Here is a 17,284-nt window from a genome sequence, read left to right on the forward strand (position 1 = left end):
TGGCCGGAATGCGGCTGATTCGGGGTGTTTCGGTGCCTTTTGTCGCCATTTCGTCCGGTGTGACTTTTGCGTCACATATGTTTCGTTTGAATGTCGCCTTGGCGCGCTTGTGTTTCAGCTTTCGTGCCGCCCTTGGAATTTCCTTGCCGGTTGGCCGGCAGGCCCGGAACCGCCCCGCGCAGCGGACGTTGGGATCATAGGACCGGCATTGCCGGCATGGAGGCACTGCCATTGGCGGGCCGCAACTCTCGACACAAGCAAGAGCAATGGAAAGGCTGAAATCATGGGTTTCTTTTCGAAGGACATCAAAACGCTTGACGATCTCTTCGTGCACACGCTGCGCGACATCTATTATGCCGAGAAGCAGATCGAGAAGGCGCTGCCGAAGATGGTCGGCAAGGCAACCGATCCGCAATTGAAGGCCGGCTTCGAAAAACACCTCGAACAAACCAAGGGCCATATCGAACGCGTCGAAGAAGTGTTCGAGCTGCATGGCGTAAAGGCCAAGCAGGTGAACTGCCCGGCCATTGACGGCATTCTCGAGGAGGCCGACGACGTCAGTGGCGATGTCGACGACAAGGATGTTCTCGACGCCGCGCTGATCGCCTCCGCTCAGGCCGTCGAGCACTATGAGATGACCCGCTACGGCACCCTGATCGCCTGGGCCAAGCAACTCGGCCGCAGCGACTGCGCCAATGTGCTGGCCAAGAACCTTAGGGAAGAGCAGGCGACGGATCGCAAGCTGACCGAAATCGCGGAAAGCAAGATCAACGTGCAAGCCGCCGAATAGGGGCTGACAGCCGGGGCCGGCGGCAACCGCGCCGGCTCCAGCCGGGCAGGATTGGAACCCATCGGGGTGGTCGTCCGTTGCAGCTGATCTTTCTCAAGGGAAATCATCATGGCGCCGCGCCCGGCCTGGAAAGGCTATCTGAAGCTCTCGCTGGTCACCTGCGCCATCGAACTGACCAATGTCGTCACCCATGCCGATAAGGTCTCGTTCCACATCCTGAACCGCAAGACCGGCAACACGGTGAAGCGTATCTATGTCGACGCCGAGACCGGCAAGCCGATCGAGGAGGGCGACGAGATCAAGGGGTACGAGATCGACAAGGGCGATTTCGTCCATATAGAGGAGGACGAGATCGAGGCGGTGCAGATCGAAACCTCGCACACGATGAGCCTTGACGGCTTCGTCGACAAATCCTCGATCCGGCAGATCTATCTCGACACGCCCTACTATGTCGCGCCGGCCGACAAGGTTTCGGAAGATGCCTTCGCCGTCATCCGCGACGCCATGGCGGGCAAGAAGATGGCCGGGCTGGCGCGCATCGTCCTCTACCGCCGTGAGCGTCCGGTGGTCATCGAGCCGCTCGGCAAGGGCATGGTGCTGACCACGCTGCGCTACGACAATACGGTGCGCCAGCCAGAGACGGTCTTCGGCGACATCGAGGCGGTGAAGACCGATCAGGAGATGACCGACCTTGCCGAGCTCATCATCGACAAGAAGAAGACGAAGTTCGATCCCTCGAAGTTCGACGACAAATATGAGGAAGCCCTGCTCGAACTGATCCGCGCCAAGAAGGCGGGGCACAAGGCGCCGAAAGCCAAGGCGGCGCCCAAACCCTCCAATGTCGTCAACCTGTTCGACGCGCTGAAGAAGAGCCTGTCGTCGGATTCAGGATCAACGAAGCCATCCTCGGCGAAAGCCAAGCCGGCGGCCAAACGCGCCAAGGCGAAAAGCGCTGCGCCCAAGCGCAAATCGGCCTGAGGATACGAGATGGCCAGCAGCCTCGAACAGTACCATTCGAAGCGCGACTTCAAGAAGACGGCCGAGCCGGCCGGCAAGGTTGCGCGCGGGAAGAAGCACGGCGGCATCTTCGTCATCCAGAAGCATGCCGCCACAAGGCTGCATTACGATTTTCGCCTTGAGCATGACGGCGTGCTGTGGAGCTGGGCGGTGACGCGCGGTCCCAGCCTCGACCCGCACGAAAAGCGGCTGGCCGTGCATGTCGAGGATCACCCCATCGACTATGCCGGCTTCGAAGGCACCATCCCCAAGGGCGAATATGGCGGCGGCTCGGTCCTCGTCTGGGACGAGGGCACCTGGACTCCTGAGGGCGATCCGGCGCAGGCGATGAAAAAGGGCCATATCAATTTCGAGCTCGATGGCCATAAGCTGCGTGGCAAATGGCATCTGGTGCGGCTGCGGCCGCGCCCCGGCGAGAAACGGGACAACTGGCTGCTGATCAAGTCCGACGATGCCGCCGCACGCCCCGGCGAGGACATTCTGAAGGACGAGCCGAAGTCGGTGAAATCAGGCTTGACGATCGAGGAGGTCGGCGAAGGCAAGGCGGCCAAGGGCGAGAAACCAAAGGTCTGGCACTCGAATAAACCGGCCGCCAGCAAGGCGAAAGGCCCTGCCAGGAAACTCGACTTCATCGAGCCGCAGCTGGCCACGCTGGAGCGGGACGCGCCGCCCGGCCAGGACTGGCTGCATGAGGTGAAATTCGACGGCTATCGCATGCAGGCGCAGATCGCCGGCACCGAGGTGCGGCTCTTGACCCGCACCGGCCTCGACTGGACGGAAAAATTCGGCGGCGAGATCGCGGCCGAGCTCGCTGGGCTGAAATGCAGCGATGCCATCATCGACGGCGAGATCGTCGTGCTGGCCGACAGCGGCGTGTCGTCCTTCGCGCTGTTGCAGCAGGATTTGTCGGCGAAGCGGACAAACCGCTTCCTCTACTACGTCTTCGACCTGATGCGGCTCGACGGCAAGGATTTGCGCCGTGAACCCCTGGTCGAGCGCAAGCACGCCTTGCAGGACCTGCTCGGCGAGCAGGCCGACAACGCGGCGGTGCGTTTCTCCGACCATTTTACCGAACCCGGCAAGATCATGCTGGAACATGCCTGCCGCATGGGGCTGGAAGGCGTCGTCTCGAAACGCGCCGATGCGCCCTACCGCAGCGGACGCGGTCCGACATGGGTCAAATCGAAATGCACGGCACGGCAGGAATTCGTCATCGGCGGCTATCTGCCGTCGGACAAAACCGGACGCGGCCTGCGCTCGCTGCTGGTCGGCTATTTCGAAGACGGCAGCTTGCACTATGCCGGCCGTGTCGGCACCGGCTTCTCCACCAAGGGCGCCAACGACCTGAAGAAGAAGCTCGATGCGCTGAAGACAGACGCCTCGCCCTTCGATGCGGCCGTGCCGAAGGGCAAGGGCCTGGTCTGGGTCAAGCCGGAATTGGTCGGCGAAGTGGAATTTCGCAGCTGGACGTCGGACCGTATAATACGCCATGCTTCGTTCCAGGGGCTGCGCGAGGACAAGCCGGCGGAGGAAGTCGTGCAGGAAAAGCCGAAGCCAGCGACAGATAAGGCAGCGACAGGCAAGGGCCCAGCCAAGGCCAAGCCGGCGGCAAACGCCAATACGGCAGGAACGGCGGCGAAAACCACGGTGAAGCTGTCCCACCCGGACAAGCTTCTGTGGCCCGACGAAAAGATCTCGAAGCAGGCCCTGCTCGATCATTACGCGCTGGTATGGCCACGCATGAAGCAGTTCGTGGTCGAGCGCCCGCTCAGCCTGGTCAGGGCGCCGGATGGCGTCGGCGGCCAGCGCTTCTTCCAGAAGCATGCCTCGGCCGGCATGCATGCGAAGATCGAGAAGACCAGGGATCCCACGGATGGTGAGGAAATCCTGTTCATCCGCGATTTCGACGGCATCGCGGCGCTGGTCCAGCTCGGCGTGGTCGAGATCCACATCTGGGGCTGCACGATCGACAAGCTTGAACAGCCGGACCAGATCGTCTTCGATCTCGACCCCGACGAGGGCGTCGATGTGAAAGCGGTCCGCGAGGCGGCGCTCGACATCAGGGGCAAGCTCGACGAGCTGTCGCTGCCCAATTTCGTCAAGACATCGGGCGGCAAGGGCTTTCATGTCGTCGTGCCGCTGAAACCGGCGGCGGATTGGGCCGAAGTCAAAGGCTTCGCTCATGATTTCGCCAGGGCGCTTGAGCAAGGCGCGCCGGACCGCTACACGGCGACGCTGTCAAAGAAGGCGCGCACCGGAAAGATCTTCGTCGACTATCTGCGCAACGGCAGCGGCGCGACCACCGTCGCACCATACTCGTCGCGGGCCAAGAAGGGCGCGACGGTGTCGATGCCGGTGACCTGGGCCGAGATCGAGGCCGGCCTGCCGCCAAACGCCTTTCCGATCGGCGACAAGACGACGCTGAAGCGGCTTTCGGAAGCCGATCCGTGGGCGGATTTCTTCAAGAAGGGCAAGGTGTTGAAGCGGGGCTAACTCGACTTTCGACGCCGTGGGGCACCACCCCCCTCTGGCCTGCCGGCCATCTCCCCCTCAAGGGGGGAGATCGATGTCACGACGGCTTTCGCTATTTTCCAACATCGGAAAGAAGGTGCCGGGCATCGAACTGCCGATCTCCCCCCTTGAGGGGGAGATGCCCGGCAGGGCAGAGGGGGGCGCTGTCCCGCCGAGGTCTCCGCAATCCGTCACGCCAGAAACACCCTCTCGAACGCCTGCTTGCCGGGCGGCGAAAACACCACGGCGCGGCTGTCCTTCTCGCGGCGCGCCCATTTCTCGGCAAGGATCTTGTCGAGGATGGCGGCGCCCAGCGTCCCGGCGAGGTGCGAGCGCCGAACGCTCCAGTCGAGGCAGGCGCGGCACACCGGCCGCCGCGGCTTGGTGTAGACATCGATGCCTATCGCCGCGAAGTGCGATGCGGCGGAGGGCCCGAGCCTGATCTCCTTGTCGTCACGGACCAGGATGTTTTTCTCGACAAGGCGATCCAGCATCGCAACGGCCTGCTCGCCGGCAAGGTGATCGTAGCAGACGCGCGCGATGCGCATCGCGCCGTCGCGAGGACCCGGCCGCACGCGCTTGGGGCCAACGGCTTCGGCCACGCCGGTGATGGCTTCGATCATGCCGGCCACTTGCGGGCCGGCCAGCCCGTAATAACGATGCCGGCCCTGGCTGGCCAAGGTCAGCAACCCGCCCTCCATCAGTTTGGACAGATGCGAGGAGGCGGTCGGCAGCGACACGCCGGCCTCCAGCGCGAGTTCGCTCGCGGTCAATGCCGTGCCGCCCATCAGGGCGTTCAGCATGTTGGCGCGGGCCGGATCGCCGACCAGGCTGGCGATGCGGGCAATGTCGGGTCCTTCACGCATGGTTTGATCCTCATCGAAGCATTCTTGTCAGGTAAACATTATTCTCCGACCAGATCAAGGAGACGACGATGGCCGCACGAACCGCTTTCACCCCCGCACCGTTGCCCCGCCGCCAATCGTTCCCGTTCATCAACTGGGTCCGCTCGCGGCTGCCGGCCCGCTGGTATGACCGCCATTTGCAGCGCCGCGACCTCCGCGAGATCGACGACCATCTGCTGCGCGACCTTGGCCTGACACGGGAAGATGTGCGCCGCGAATGCGCGAAGTCCTTCTGGCAGGCTTGAGGTCAGGACATTTGCCTAGCAGATCGGACGATACAACGGTTCGACGCCGCTCGAATTGTCGACGCGAAAACACTCTTCAAGGAGAGACCGAGATGACCATCACCTGCTTTATCCGCTATGAGATCGACCCGTTCGGCAAGGCCGCCTTCGAGGAATATGCCCGCAACTGGGGCCAGGCCATTCCGCGCTGCGGCGCCGATCTGATCGGTTATTTCGCGCCGCATGAGGGCTCGGCCACGACGGCCTATGCCGCCTACAACATCGAGAACCTGGCCGCCTACGAAGCCTATCGGGCCCGGCTTGCCGCCGACCCCGCCGGCAAGGCAAACTACGAGTTCGCCCGCCGTGAACGCTTCATCCTCAGGGAGGACCGCATGTTCCTGAAACTGGCTTCCGGCCCGCACGCGCCACTGGTGAAGCTATGATCGCCGTCATCTTCGAGGTGCAGCCCGCACAGGGCCGGCGCGAGGCTTATCTGAGCATCGCCGCCGATCTGCGGCCGCTGCTCGACGGCATCGATGGGTTCATCTCCATCGAGCGCTTCCAGAGCCTGGCCGACCCGAACCGGATCCTGTCGCTGTCGTTCTGGCGTGACGAGGAGGCGGTCAAGGCCTGGCGCAATACCGAAGAACACCGACAGGCGCAGAAGGCAGGGCGGGGCGGCATCTTTGCCGGCTATAGATTGCGGATCGCGCATGTGGTGCGGGATTACGGGCTGACGGAAAGAGACGAGGCGCCGGCGGACAGCCGGGCGGTGAATGGGTAGCGCGACGCTTCTTCCTTCTCCCCTTGTGGGAGAAGGTGGCCTCGCGAAGCGAGGTCGGATGAGGGGTGTTCCAGCTTGGCTCGTAAATTTCGTCCAGCACGGACGCATAGCGAGAACTTCACAAGCGTCTCACTCCGCTGGAACACCCCTCATCCGTCTCGGCGCTACGCGCCGATCCACCTTCCCCCACAAGGGGGGAAGGGAGGCAAGGGCAGCGCTCAAGCATTCCCGATCAGCACACCCGCCGCGAACACCAAGGCACCGCCGAGAACCACCTGGAAGGCGGCGCGCAGGAACGGGGTCTGCATGTAGCGGTTCTGGACGAAGGCGATGGCCCACAATTCGAAGAACACCACCACCGCGGCAACGCCGGTCGCTGTCCAGAAATGCGGGATGAGGTAGGGCAGCGCGTGGCCGAGGCCGCCCAGCGTCGTCATGACGCCGACGGTCAGGCCGCGCTTGATCGGCGAGCCCCTGCCCGACAGTTTGCCGTCGTCGGAGGCCACTTCGGTGAAGCCCATCGAGATGCCGGCGCCGATCGAGGCGGCGAGACCGACCAGAAGCGTCTGCCACGTGTCATGCGTGGCAAAGGCGGCGGCGAAGATCGGCGCCAGCGTCGACACCGATCCGTCCATCAGCCCGGCCAGACCCGGCTGCACATAGGTGAGAATGAACTGGCGCTGCTCGGCGGTCGCCTCCTCGACCCTGACTTCGCCCGGGACATGTTTCTGCTCCAGCGCATGCGCCGAGCTTTCATGGCCCTGTTCGGCCGCGGCCAGGTCGTTGAGCAGTTTTCGCGTCGAGGCATCGCTGGTGCGCTTGGCCGCCTCGACATAGAACAGATAGGCTTGCCGCTCCATCGCCTCGACCTGGCCGCGCACGGCCTCGATGCCGAGCGGCCGCACCAGCCAGTCGGGCTTGCGCTCATAGTAGCCCTTCACATGGTCACGGCGGATCAGCGGAATGCGCTCGCCGAAGCGCTTGCGATGGAGCTCGATCAACGAGTCGCGATGGCCGTCCTCCTCCTTGGCCATCGCCTCGAACAGTTTGGCCGATTGCGGGAAAGTCTCGGCCAGTCCGTCCGCATAGGCCCGGTAGATGCGCCCATCATCTTCCTCCGATGAAATGGCCAACGCCAGGATCTCTTGTTCGGAGAGCGATTCGAAGGAGCGGCGGCCGAAGCCGAAAACACGGGAAAGCATGAGGAAATCACCCTAGTTTAGAATCGTTCTAAACTAAGGTTTACGGCGCCCGTGGTCAATCACGCGCTTGGCCACGGTCAAGAATAGTTGAAGCCCGGCCTTGGGCATCGCCCTTCAGTATTGCCGAATGTTCACCTATATATGGCACCAAGCCAAAGAAAAGGAAGAGCTGATGACGGCCAAGAAGCCTCCGCACGCCTATGACCCGAAACCGGTCCTCGATCTCATCGCCAGCATCGAGGCCGACCTTCAGCGCCTGAAGGGGCTGGTCGAGCAGCAGGTCGAGAAATTCGACCCCGCCAATCCGCACAACAAGGCGCCCGACGGCAAGCTGACCGAGGAAGGCGTCGAGTGCTGCTACCGCATGTTCGATGAAGGCAAGTCGCGCTATTCGGTGGCCCAGCAGATGAAGATCTCGTTTGCCGCCGCCACGCATCGGTTCAACAGCTGGCGCAAGGCGGGTGGGGCCAAGCGGCAGCGGACGTTGCTTGGCTAGGATGGGCAGAACGGCCCGGCAGGCAGGTGAGGGGCAGCGCCGCCCGTGGGGTTATGGCCCGTCAACTTGTAATGGTCACATTTTTCCATTGGTGCGCCACGTGTCTTTACGGGCATTATAAGAGGATATCGCCCCTCTTGCTGGACCTCGCATGACCGCTACCACCCCTCCCGGCATCGCCGATATCCACGCCGCCGCCGCGCGCCTCTCGGGGCTGATCGTCGAGACACCGCTGATCGAATCGCAGGAGCTGAACAGGCGCTTCGGCGGCCGCATCCTGTTCAAGCCGGAGACGCTGCAGCGCACCGGCTCGTTCAAGTTCCGCGGCGCCTACAACAAGCTGTCCTCGCTGAGCGAGGCGGAACGCAGCCGTGGCGTCGTCGCTTTCTCCTCGGGCAACCATGCGCAAGGCGTGGCGGCTTCCGCCGCCATGTTCGGCGTCAAGGCCGTCATCGCCATGCCGGCGGATGCGCCCGACATGAAGATCGCCAATGTCCGCAGGATGGGCGCCGAGGTGGTGCCCTTCGACCGTTTCAAGGACGACCGCATGACGGTGGTTCGCCCGTATCTCGACAAGGGCATGGCGTTGGTGCCGCCCTTCGACGACCCGGCCATCATCGCCGGCCAGGGCACCATCGGACTGGAGCTGGTGAAGCAGGCGCGGGCGCTGGGTGTATCGCTCGATGCGGTCGTCGTCCCCTGTGGCGGCGGCGGCCTGACCAGCGGCATTTCCGTCGCGGTCAAGGATGCCTCGCCCGCCACCGCGATCTGGGCGGTCGAACCCGAGCATTTCGACGACACGCGCCGTTCGCTGGCGGCGGGCGCCAGGGTTTCGAACGAGCCGGGCCACAGTTCGATCTGCGACGCCATCCTGACCGCCGAGCCGGGCGCCATCACTTTCGAGATCAACCGCCGCAACCTTGCCGGCGCCATCGCGGTTTCCGACAAGGCGACCGCGCAGGCGATGCGCGACGCCATGGCCCATCTGAAGCTGGTGGTCGAGCCTGGCGGCTGCGTTGCGCTGGCGGCGCTTTCATCGGGCGAGATCGAGCTGTCAGGCAAATGCGTTGCCGTGGTGCTGTCCGGCGGCAATGTCGATTTCGGCACTTATGCCGGGATCATGGCCGCCGCCTGATCGCTCGAAATGCCAGCGCATTTTTCGAGCAGGAATAGAGCAATCGAACGCTATGGCCACGCTTGATCTATTGCAAAGTTTGTGAGCGCCAGTACCTTAGTTTGAGTGAAAACTTGGGTACGCTATGGGCTCGTCGATTTACCAGATTACGAGGAATAAACTGTTCGGGCATGGCGTGAGAAACACGAGCGATGGCTGCCTTACCCTAATCGACAAGAGACTATTTCTTTTATTTGTCAAACTCGAGCGGGCACAGAGGCTTAAATACTTTGATGCCGTTAAAGCAGCGGTTCATGCCATTGAAGCATACGCAAAATCCATTGGAAAGCCGCAGTTGGCGCTCTTTGCCTACATGTATGTGTATTTTTCCGATGGCACTCCGAAAATGACCAAAAGCGACGAAGTCCTTGAGGGGGGCGGCGTGAGAAAAATAAAGGAATATCGACGACCGGTTACGGATGAGGAGATCGCCATCGCTGCATGGGCTGGTGTCAAATTCGACAGGTACCGAGATAGCTTCTTTCACGCGTTGTATATCAATCAGCAGTGAGCAGTGGCTCGGCGCAGTCCGGCGGGCTGCCATCTGCCGTACGGGAGATGCGGGCGATCGGATGCCGTTTTATGATCCAGCTGTCGTCATCGGTGATGATGGGACGGGGGACAGCATGAGGAAGACCTACGAAAAACCAAGGCTGTTCAAGCGCGAAAGACTTTCCGAGGTGGCCGCCGCCATTATATGCACGGTCTCCAGCCCTTGTGTGCCATAGCCGCTGATCTCCGTGGAGCGCAGCTTGGCTGCTGCGCGCGGGGTTTGAACCGGCTGCGTGCGGCGCAGGTCAGTCCAGAGTGCGCCTGAACCGTACCAGCGCCACGCCGGCGAACAGCGCCACGAACGCCACCAGCCAGCCGATCTCGGTCGCCACCGCCGGCAGCTGGGCGCCCTTCAGCATCACCGCGCGGGTGATGCGCAGGAAATGCGTCAGCGGGAAGATTTCGCCGAAGGTCTGCGCCCAGTCCGGCATGCCGCGATAGGGAAACATGAAGCCCGACAGCATGATTGAGGGCAGGAAGAAGAAGAAGGTGAGCTGAAGCGCCTGCATCTGCGTGCGCGCGATCGTCGAGATGGTGTAGCCGAGCAGCACCAGGGAGAGCACGAACACCAGCACCGCCGACAGAAGCAGCGTCATCAAGCCGGTGAAGGGGATGGCGAACAGAAGCTTCGACGCCGCCAGCACCACCACCACCTGCACCGCGCCGACCGCCAGATAGGGCAGCACCTTGCCCATCATGATCTCCAGCGGGCTCGACGGCATCGCCAGGAGATTCTCCATCGTGCCACGCTCGGTCTCGCGCGTCAGCGCGATCGAGGTCATCATCACCATGGTCATCTGCAGGATGACGCCGAGCAGGCCGGGCACGATGTTGTATTGCGAGATGCCTTCGGGATTGTAACGCCGGTGCACGACGACATCGAGCTGTCCCCTGGCGGCCTCGGCGGCGGCTTCCTGCATGCCCTGCGCCCTCAGCAGCGCCTGGCCGGCGATGGTGCCGAGTGTCGAGATGGCGCCGCTGGCGACCGCCGGATCGGTGGCGTCGGCCTCGATCAGGATCTGCGGCTTGTCGCCGCGCTCGACGCGCCGGGCGAAATCGGCGGGGATGGTGACGACGAAGGCGACGTCGCCGCGCGCCATCAGGAACTCGGCCTCGTCAGCGCTTTGCGCGACATTGTCGAAGCGGTAGTAGCCGGTGGTCTGCAGCGCCGAGACCATGGCGCGGGTGTAGGGATCGCTGCTGGTCGCCACCAGCGCCGCCGGCAGGCTTTTCGGGTCGTTGTTGATGGCGTAGCCGAACAGGACGAGCTGTATCAGCGGCACGCCCAGCATCATGGCGAAGGTGATGCGGTCGCGCCGCATCTGGATGAACTCCTTGATCAGCAGGGCGCCGAGCCTGGCGAAGGAAAAGACGCTGTTCATGCCATATTGTCCTTCGATCCCGACATGAACTGGATGAAGACGTCCTCCAGGCTGGTTTCGCCCGGCGTCACCGTCACGCCCTTGTGCTCTCTCTCGACATCGCCAAGCGCTGCTTCGAGCTGCTTGCGGTCGGAACCGACGACATGCAGCGTGGCGCCGAACGGCGCCACCTGGTCGACGCCGGGACGGCCTTGCAGCGCTTGCGCCACCTCGTCGAGCCGCGGACCCTGCAGCACGAAAGTGGTCAGGCCCGCATTCTTCACCACCTCGGCGACGGTACCGGTGGCCAGCATCTTGCCGTAGGAGATATAGCTGATGCGGTGGCAGCGCTCGGCCTCGTCCATGTAATGGGTGGAAACCAGCACGGTGAGCCCGCCGCTGGCCAGGCGATGGATCTCGTCCCAGAACTCGCGCCGCGCCTTCGGGTCGACGCCGGCCGTCGGTTCGTCGAGCAGCAGCAGTTTCGGCTTGTGCATGATGCAGGCGGCCAGCGCCAGACGCTGCTTCCAGCCGCCGGACAAGGTGCCGGCCAGCTGGTTGCGGCGCGTCGCCAGGCCGAGATCCTCCAGCGTGCGCGAGACATATTCCTCGACCGGCTTCAGCCGATAGAGCCGCGCCACGAATTCCAGGTTCTCGCCGATCGTCAGATCCTCGTAGAACGAGAATTTCTGCGTCATGTAGCCGACTTCACGCTTGATCCTGAGCGCATCGGTGCGGATGTTGAAGCCCAGCACCGTGCCTTCGCCCTCGTCCGGCGTCAACAGGCCGCACATGATGCGGATGGTGGTGGTCTTGCCCGAGCCGTTGGGGCCGAGGAAGCCGACGATCTCGCCCTCGGCGACCGACATCGTCACATGGTCGACGACGGTCTTGTCGCCGAAGCGCTTGACCAGGCCGTGAACGTCGATGGCGTTCATTTTCCCATATCCGCGAGATCGACATCGACGATCTGGCCGGGCTGAAGCGGCCCCGCATCGCCCTCCGGCCGCGCCTCGACGAGGTAGACCAGCTTCTGCCGGTTCTCGAGCGAATAGATCACCGGCGGGGTGAATTCGGGATCGGGCGAAACGTAACTGACGCGCGCCTTCACGTCCGGGCCGCAGCCGTCGCAACGGACGCTGAGCAGGCTGCCGACCTTGACCGAGGAGAACGCGCTTTCCGGAATATAGACGCTGAGCTTCACCGCGCCGTCGGGAAGCACCGAGATGACAGGCGCGGTCGGGCCTGCCGTGTCGCCGGGATTGCGGATGACGTCGTTGACGCGGCCGGGCGAAGGGGCTGCGAGCGTGCGCTTGGACAGGCGCCATTGCGCCTGTTCCAGTTCCGCCTGGGCCTGCTTGACCTGGTTGTCGGCGGCCTTGATCGTCTCGGGCCGCGCCGGCAGGCCGCCGACGGCGAGATTGGCCTCGGCCTGGCCAACCTGGGCATTGGCGGTTTCCAGCGTCGCCGAGGCGGTGTCATAGTCCGCCTGGGTGCCGGTACCGCGCTTGAACAGATCGGAGGCGCGGTCGTTCTTTCGCTTGGCGTCGGCGGCCTGTGCCTTGGCCATGTCGACCTCGGCCTTCAGCACGGCGATCTCTTCCGCCCGTTTGCCGACCTGGAGGTCGGCAAACTGTGCCTGCGCCTGTGCAAGGGCCGCCTGCGCTTGCGCCACCGCGATCTTGGCGTCGGCATTTTCGAGTGTCACCACGGTGGCTCCCGGCGTGACGCGATCGCCGCGCTTCACGGTCACCGTCTCGACCTGCGCCACCTCGATCGGCGCCAGGAGCACATAATCGCCCTCGACATAGCCGACGGCGAGCGGTGCCGCCGGGGCGCAGGCAGCGAACAGTTGGGCAGCGAGCGGCAGCGAACACAAAATGCTCATTGTCTTGATCCCTTCATCCCTGCCTCTTTCGGGCGGCCAGTATGGCGCCGAGATTGTCCGCTGTGACCGCCACCACCTTGGCGGCCTCGGCGGCACCGATGTCGTGCCAGCCCATGCGGCGCATCACCGCCTCGCGGCCGATGCGGAAATAGATGACCTGGCCGATCAACGTGAACACGGTGAGCCGGGTCCGTTCGCTCTCGGCCGGCTCGCCGGTGGCCTGCTCCCAGAGCAAACACAAACGACGATGCGCCGGATCGAAGACGCCTTCATAGATGCGGTCGAGCGCCGCCGTCGGATGCGACAGTTCGCGCAGAACGAACTGCACGATCTCTCCGGCCTGCGGACTGGCAACGACAAAGCCGACCATCCGTTCCAGGGCCGCGAAGAGCTGCGCGCGCGCCGCCTCCGGATCGCCAGCCGTCGCGACCTGTTCATTGAGCGCCTGACCGGCGACGGCCTGAATGGTCTCGACGATAAAGTCGGCGGCAGCTGCGCGAAGACCTTCCTTACCTCCGAAATGATAGGCGATCGAGCCGATATTGGCCCCCGCCTCGGCCGCGATCTCGCGCGTCGAGGTGCCGTCGAAGCCCTGCCGCCCGAACAGTTTCAGCGCCGCCCGGACGAGCGCGGCGCGCGTCAGCTCTGCCGGGGATGTCTCGCGGCGGGGCGTCTTGGCATCTGGCAGTTTGGTCATGCCGAATACTTTAATCAATCGATTGATTAAAGTCAACTTCCGCGCGGCTCCGTCTTGCCATCGCGCGCGGCAAACGCTTTAGTGCGCGGCCATGGGCAAGGAAGTCGAGCGTAAATTCCTGGTCTCCAGCACCGCATGGCGGGATCTGGTGGAAGCGGACATCCGCATCCTCCAGTTCTATCTCGCCATGGCACCCGGACGAACCGTCCGCATCCGCATCAGCGACGGAGCCTCGGCCAAGCTGACGCTCAAATTCGGCGGCAGCGCGCGCGAGCGCGACGAATTCGAATATCCGATCCCGCTGGCGGAGGCGGTGGAGATGCTGGACTTCGCCATCGGACGTGTCATCGAGAAGACACGTCACCATGTTAGGCATCGCGGCTATCTCTATGAAGTCGATGTCTTTGGCGGTGCACTGGCGGGACTTGTGGTGGCCGAACTCGAGACTCCGGAAGACGTTCCGGATGAAATGCTGCCGGACTGGCTCGGCCATGAAGTCACCGGCGATCAGAAGTTCTACAACGCGTCGCTCGCCCTCGGGGGGATACCGGAGATCGCCGCATGAGCTTTCGCATAGACCCGCGCATGCCGCTGACCGGCGAGGTCAGACGCATCCTTGCCGAGGAGATCGGCAAGGCCCTGCTGCATCTGGATGCGGCGCGCACACGGCCGGACCAGGGGCTGCACAAATGCCGCAAGCGGCTGAAGAGCGCGCGTGCCTTGCTGCGCCTCGTTCGTTCCGGCGACGAAACATTCTGCGCGACCGAGAATCAGTGCTACCGCAACGTGGCGGCGCTGCTAGCCGGCCCGCGTGAGGCGACGGCGCTGATCGAGACCATCGATCGGCTGGCGGTGTGTTTCGCGAAGGAGAGCGCCGATGGCGGGCTCGATGCCGTGCGCGACAGGCTGATAGCGCGCCAGCATGATTTGCACGAAGGCGCCGGGCTGCAGGCGGCGATCGGCGCGGCGACCGCCGCGTGCGAAGACGGCATGAAGCGCATCGAAGCCCTTTCCCTGCCCGACCAGCCGGAACAGGCCGCAGACGTGCTCGCCGAAGGCGCCCGCGTCACCTTGCGCCGTGCCAGGAAGGCGCTCGACAAGGCCGGTGCGCACGGCAAGGCCGACGATTTCCACGACCTGCGCAAGGCGGCCAAGACGCATGGCATGCACCTGTCGCTGCTGGGCAGACTGTGGCCGACCCCGATCAAGGCGCGACGCAAGGCCGTCGATGAACTGGGCGAGCAGCTCGGCGAACTGCATGACGTGTTCGTCATGCGCGCGCTGCTCGAGGCGGACAGCGAGCCGCTTGGACTGCCCGAGGACACGAAACTTCTCGGCAAGCTGCTCAAGCGCTCGGAAAAGAGCCTGAGGAAGGCGTGCCTTGCCGATGCGGCCGAACTGTTCGGCGACAGCCCGAAGCGCTCGACGAAGAGGCTTGCCCGCAAGGCCCGCGACGATCTTGCCGGCTCGGCCGAAGACGCCGGCGCACTTGCGGCCACCGGCTGATCCGGACCGAGCATGCTTTGCCCTCGGGCACCGGCCTGTGGTAATCGCCATAGCCGATTGCTGCAGGAAGAATGCTCGGGATACGAGCCCTACACGCCTTCCGACGCCGAAACACTGCGCCGCACGCTGGGGCGAGCGGCCTGGCGCCCGAAGACCGCGACAAGGTCGTCCCCTTCATGATCGGCAAACTCGGCCTGAGATACGATCTCAAGAACATCTTCGACATGCTGCGCTATTTCATGCCGACGCCGTCGGTGCCGGTGCGCTGGCGCCGCCGCATGCTGGCCTTCGGCTCCGGTGACCTGACGCGGGCGATCTGCTCGACGCTTATTGCCGAGGCTTACGGCCAGATCCGCTACCCGATCCTGCCCGAGATCACCCGCGCCCCCGGCCGTGCTTCGGGCAGTCGACCTATATGCCCAAGGAAATCCTGCACATTCGTCACCACTCGCTCTACACGCCGCGCGATTTCGACCTGTCGCCATCGTCAAGCCGACGCTGGAATATGGTTTCGGCTACCGGCAAATGATCTGGGACGACAAGGCAAGCACAGACGCCGCAGCCGCAAAGGCTGGCGCAACCGCGACGGACACGTGATGGCATTCAGCCTAGGTCAGGACATGCCCCTATGGCGCGGCCTACCGCTATCCCGCCGAGGTGCGGGCGTTTCACATGGCGGCCTACATCACGCCGGAACCGCAATAGCACCCTGGTTTTCGGCTCTGTGTTCGACCCAGACATGGACCGGTTCGTCCCGGCCGCGGATGCTCATCGGTCCATGATCGCGCGCATTCAACGGTGTCGTGGGCGATTCCGCCTTCGCGGCCTCAATCAGTCGTGACCCAAAGCAAATATTCGCCTGAAGCTCACGGCAGAGCGATTGCAAACGGCTGGCGACGTTGACGGTGTCGCCCACCACCGCGAAGGACAGATTGCGCTCGCTGCCGACCGCGCCGATGACCACTGCACCATATTGTGCACCGATCCGAACGTCCAGCGGCGGGTATCCCCTGGACACCCGCTGTACATTCCAGTCTTCGAGAGCGGCGATCATCGCTTCAGCGCATTGGATGGCCCGAGTCGCGTCGTCATGGCTGGCTTGCGGAACCCCGAATGTCGCCATGATGCAATCGCCGATATAGTTATCGACGGTGCCATGGTGGTCGAAAACGACTTGTTCCATGCGACGGTGGAACTGACGCAGAAGTTCGAACACTGCTTCGGCCGGATGATCCTCGGAATAGTGTGTGAAGCCGACGATGTCGGCGAACAGCACCGCGATATCCTGCCGGCGGACCGGGCCGAAGGGCTCGTCATCGGTGGCGAGCTGGTCGACGACATTGGGCGAAAAATGCCGGGCGAGATTGGCGCGGGCGCGCTCTGCCTTGACATAGTCTTCCGACAGATGTCGGGAGCGAAAGACGACCAGCGCCATGATCGCGCCGATAATCAGCACAACCAACACGTTGGTCGCCTGCGCAAATGTATCGACGAAATTGGGGTTGAGATAGAGGTTCAATCGCTCTGTCATTGGCAGCGAATAGAGGTTCGTCGCCGGAATTACGGTTCCCGGATGAGAAATCACCCAACCCACCCCGATCGCCCATGTCAGGGCCGCGAGCGCGCCAAGATAGAGTGCCAATCGTGTTGAAAGGGTCAGAGCGCCAAGGCATACGAAAATCAGCAGGAATTTAAAGCTGCCCTCGCGCAGTTGCATCGCGGCCGGCGTGACCTCCAGGGAAAACGGGTTGGGCGTTACCAGCAGAACGGTCAACAGAATGATGTCCAGCGTACCGGCGAGGTAACCGATCCACCATCGCGCTGTGCGACGGCGAGCAAAGAGAAACTGGATCAGGCCGACGAGCTGAAACAGCACGAGGCCCCCCAGCACGAAGAGCAGCGAAGCATCCCAGCGGCTGGTCAATGAAAAAAAGCAAGAGATCACGGCGAGCGATGCCGTACGCGCCCAGAACTGTAATGCAGCCCCCTGGCGTTCTGCGCGCGCCCGCAAATTTTTCAGGCGCGAGTAACGGCGAAGTTCAAGTGTTGGCGCGGTCGGCATAGGATCACTTCGATTTCACGGGGACGTGTCACGCATTCGGCAAACCCGCCTTCTCAATCTGGCAAATCAGTGCGCGAACTATATCATGAATGTGATTTCATTTTTGAAACGC

Annotated in this window: 18 protein-coding genes and 1 pseudogene; 12 read left to right on the plus strand and 7 right to left on the minus strand. The window is 63.3% G+C overall.

Features of this window, described 5'->3' with window-relative positions:
- The first annotated feature begins 283 nt into the window (after nt 1-283).
- From O7A70_RS15215 to ligD, 3 genes are all read left to right on the plus strand, one after another.
- Nucleotides 284-790, plus strand: a complete 507-nt coding sequence (locus O7A70_RS15215; RefSeq protein WP_337141076.1) for a YciE/YciF ferroxidase family protein — start codon at nt 284-286, stop codon at nt 788-790.
- Between the two features lie 108 nt (nt 791-898).
- Nucleotides 899-1,768, plus strand: coding sequence for a non-homologous end joining protein Ku (gene ku, locus O7A70_RS15220; RefSeq protein ID WP_337141077.1), 870 nt, complete (start codon nt 899-901; stop codon nt 1,766-1,768).
- A 9-nt stretch (nt 1,769-1,777) separates the two neighbouring features.
- On the plus strand, nt 1,778-4,300 hold the full coding sequence (gene ligD / locus O7A70_RS15225) for a DNA ligase D (RefSeq protein WP_337141078.1): 2,523 nt from the start codon (nt 1,778-1,780) through the stop codon (nt 4,298-4,300).
- A gap of 209 nt (nt 4,301-4,509) precedes the next feature.
- Here the strand turns inward: ligD and O7A70_RS15230 are convergent, their stop codons facing one another.
- Nucleotides 4,510-5,184 carry an ArsR/SmtB family transcription factor gene (locus O7A70_RS15230; RefSeq protein ID WP_337132771.1) on the minus strand — a complete coding sequence of 225 codons (675 nt, stop codon included), beginning with the start codon at nt 5,182-5,184 and terminating at the stop codon, nt 4,510-4,512.
- 68 nt (nt 5,185-5,252) lie between these two features.
- On the opposite strand from O7A70_RS15230, the gene O7A70_RS15235 reads away from it, so the two are divergent.
- The 3 genes from O7A70_RS15235 to O7A70_RS15245 all read left to right on the plus strand — a co-directional run bounded on the left by O7A70_RS15235 (nt 5,253) and on the right by O7A70_RS15245 (nt 6,234).
- Nucleotides 5,253-5,468, plus strand: a complete 216-nt coding sequence (locus O7A70_RS15235; protein WP_337141079.1) for a DUF1127 domain-containing protein — start codon at nt 5,253-5,255, stop codon at nt 5,466-5,468.
- A 92-nt stretch (nt 5,469-5,560) separates the two neighbouring features.
- Nucleotides 5,561-5,893, plus strand: a complete 333-nt coding sequence (locus O7A70_RS15240; RefSeq protein WP_140749876.1) for an NIPSNAP family protein — start codon at nt 5,561-5,563, stop codon at nt 5,891-5,893.
- On the plus strand, nt 5,890-6,234 hold the full coding sequence (locus O7A70_RS15245) for an antibiotic biosynthesis monooxygenase family protein (protein WP_337141080.1): 345 nt from the start codon (nt 5,890-5,892) through the stop codon (nt 6,232-6,234). The genes O7A70_RS15240 and O7A70_RS15245 overlap by 4 nt, the downstream gene beginning before the upstream one ends.
- A 218-nt stretch (nt 6,235-6,452) precedes the next feature.
- On the opposite strand, the gene mbfA is transcribed toward O7A70_RS15245, so the two are convergent.
- The gene (gene mbfA, locus O7A70_RS15250) at nt 6,453-7,436 is read right to left on the minus strand and encodes an iron exporter MbfA (RefSeq protein ID WP_337141081.1); all 984 of its coding nucleotides are present in this window, start codon (nt 7,434-7,436) and stop codon (nt 6,453-6,455) included.
- Nucleotides 7,437-7,608: 172 nt separating this feature from the next.
- Here mbfA and O7A70_RS15255 point away from each other — a divergent pair, with 172 nt between their 5' ends.
- From O7A70_RS15255 to O7A70_RS15265, 3 genes are all read left to right on the plus strand, one after another.
- Entirely contained in the window at nt 7,609-7,932 is a 324-nt protein-coding gene (locus O7A70_RS15255; RefSeq protein WP_337141082.1) for a hypothetical protein, read from the plus strand.
- Nucleotides 7,933-8,083: 151 nt separating this feature from the next.
- A complete protein-coding gene (locus O7A70_RS15260) occupies nt 8,084-9,067 on the plus strand; it encodes a threonine/serine dehydratase (protein WP_337141083.1) in 984 nt (327 codons plus the stop codon).
- Nucleotides 9,068-9,191: 124 nt separating this feature from the next.
- Nucleotides 9,192-9,617: a hypothetical protein gene (locus tag O7A70_RS15265; RefSeq protein WP_337141084.1), complete on the plus strand. Its 426-nt coding sequence runs from the start codon at nt 9,192-9,194 to the stop codon at nt 9,615-9,617.
- Nucleotides 9,618-9,903: 286 nt separating this feature from the next.
- Here the strand turns inward: O7A70_RS15265 and O7A70_RS15270 are convergent, their stop codons facing one another.
- The 4 genes from O7A70_RS15270 to O7A70_RS15285 are packed head-to-tail and all read right to left on the minus strand — an operon-like array spanning nt 9,904 to nt 13,604.
- Complete coding sequence (locus O7A70_RS15270) at nt 9,904-11,040, minus strand: ABC transporter permease (protein ID WP_337141085.1); 1,137 nt, start codon at nt 11,038-11,040, stop codon at nt 9,904-9,906.
- Entirely contained in the window at nt 11,037-11,957 is a 921-nt protein-coding gene (locus O7A70_RS15275; protein WP_337141086.1) for an ABC transporter ATP-binding protein, read from the minus strand. The genes O7A70_RS15270 and O7A70_RS15275 overlap by 4 nt, the downstream gene beginning before the upstream one ends.
- Nucleotides 11,954-12,907: an HlyD family secretion protein gene (locus O7A70_RS15280; RefSeq protein WP_337141087.1), complete on the minus strand. Its 954-nt coding sequence runs from the start codon at nt 12,905-12,907 to the stop codon at nt 11,954-11,956. Before O7A70_RS15280 ends, O7A70_RS15275 begins: the two co-directional genes overlap by 4 nt.
- Nucleotides 12,908-12,920: 13 nt before the next feature.
- Nucleotides 12,921-13,604, minus strand: a complete 684-nt coding sequence (locus O7A70_RS15285) for a CerR family C-terminal domain-containing protein (protein ID WP_337141088.1) — start codon at nt 13,602-13,604, stop codon at nt 12,921-12,923.
- A gap of 91 nt (nt 13,605-13,695) precedes the next feature.
- On the opposite strand from O7A70_RS15285, the gene O7A70_RS15290 reads away from it, so the two are divergent.
- The 3 genes and pseudogenes from O7A70_RS15290 (at nt 13,696) to O7A70_RS15300 (ending at nt 15,707) form a co-directional block, all read left to right on the plus strand.
- On the plus strand, nt 13,696-14,169 hold the full coding sequence (locus tag O7A70_RS15290) for a CYTH domain-containing protein (RefSeq protein ID WP_337141089.1): 474 nt from the start codon (nt 13,696-13,698) through the stop codon (nt 14,167-14,169).
- Nucleotides 14,166-15,110 (plus strand): CHAD domain-containing protein, encoded by a 945-nt coding sequence (locus O7A70_RS15295; protein ID WP_337141090.1) that lies wholly within the window; start codon nt 14,166-14,168, stop codon nt 15,108-15,110. The genes O7A70_RS15290 and O7A70_RS15295 overlap by 4 nt, the downstream gene beginning before the upstream one ends.
- A 12-nt stretch (nt 15,111-15,122) precedes the next feature.
- Nucleotides 15,123-15,707, plus strand: a pseudogene (locus tag O7A70_RS15300) (hypothetical protein).
- An 88-nt stretch (nt 15,708-15,795) separates the two neighbouring features.
- Here O7A70_RS15300 and O7A70_RS15305 read toward each other — a convergent pair.
- Nucleotides 15,796-17,172 carry an adenylate/guanylate cyclase domain-containing protein gene (locus O7A70_RS15305; protein ID WP_337141091.1) on the minus strand — a complete coding sequence of 459 codons (1,377 nt, stop codon included), beginning with the start codon at nt 17,170-17,172 and terminating at the stop codon, nt 15,796-15,798.
- Nucleotides 17,173-17,284 lie beyond the last annotated feature (112 nt).

The organism is Mesorhizobium sp. Cs1299R1N1 (assembly GCF_037179655.1).
Taxonomy (GTDB): domain Bacteria; phylum Pseudomonadota; class Alphaproteobacteria; order Rhizobiales; family Rhizobiaceae; genus Mesorhizobium; species Mesorhizobium salmacidum.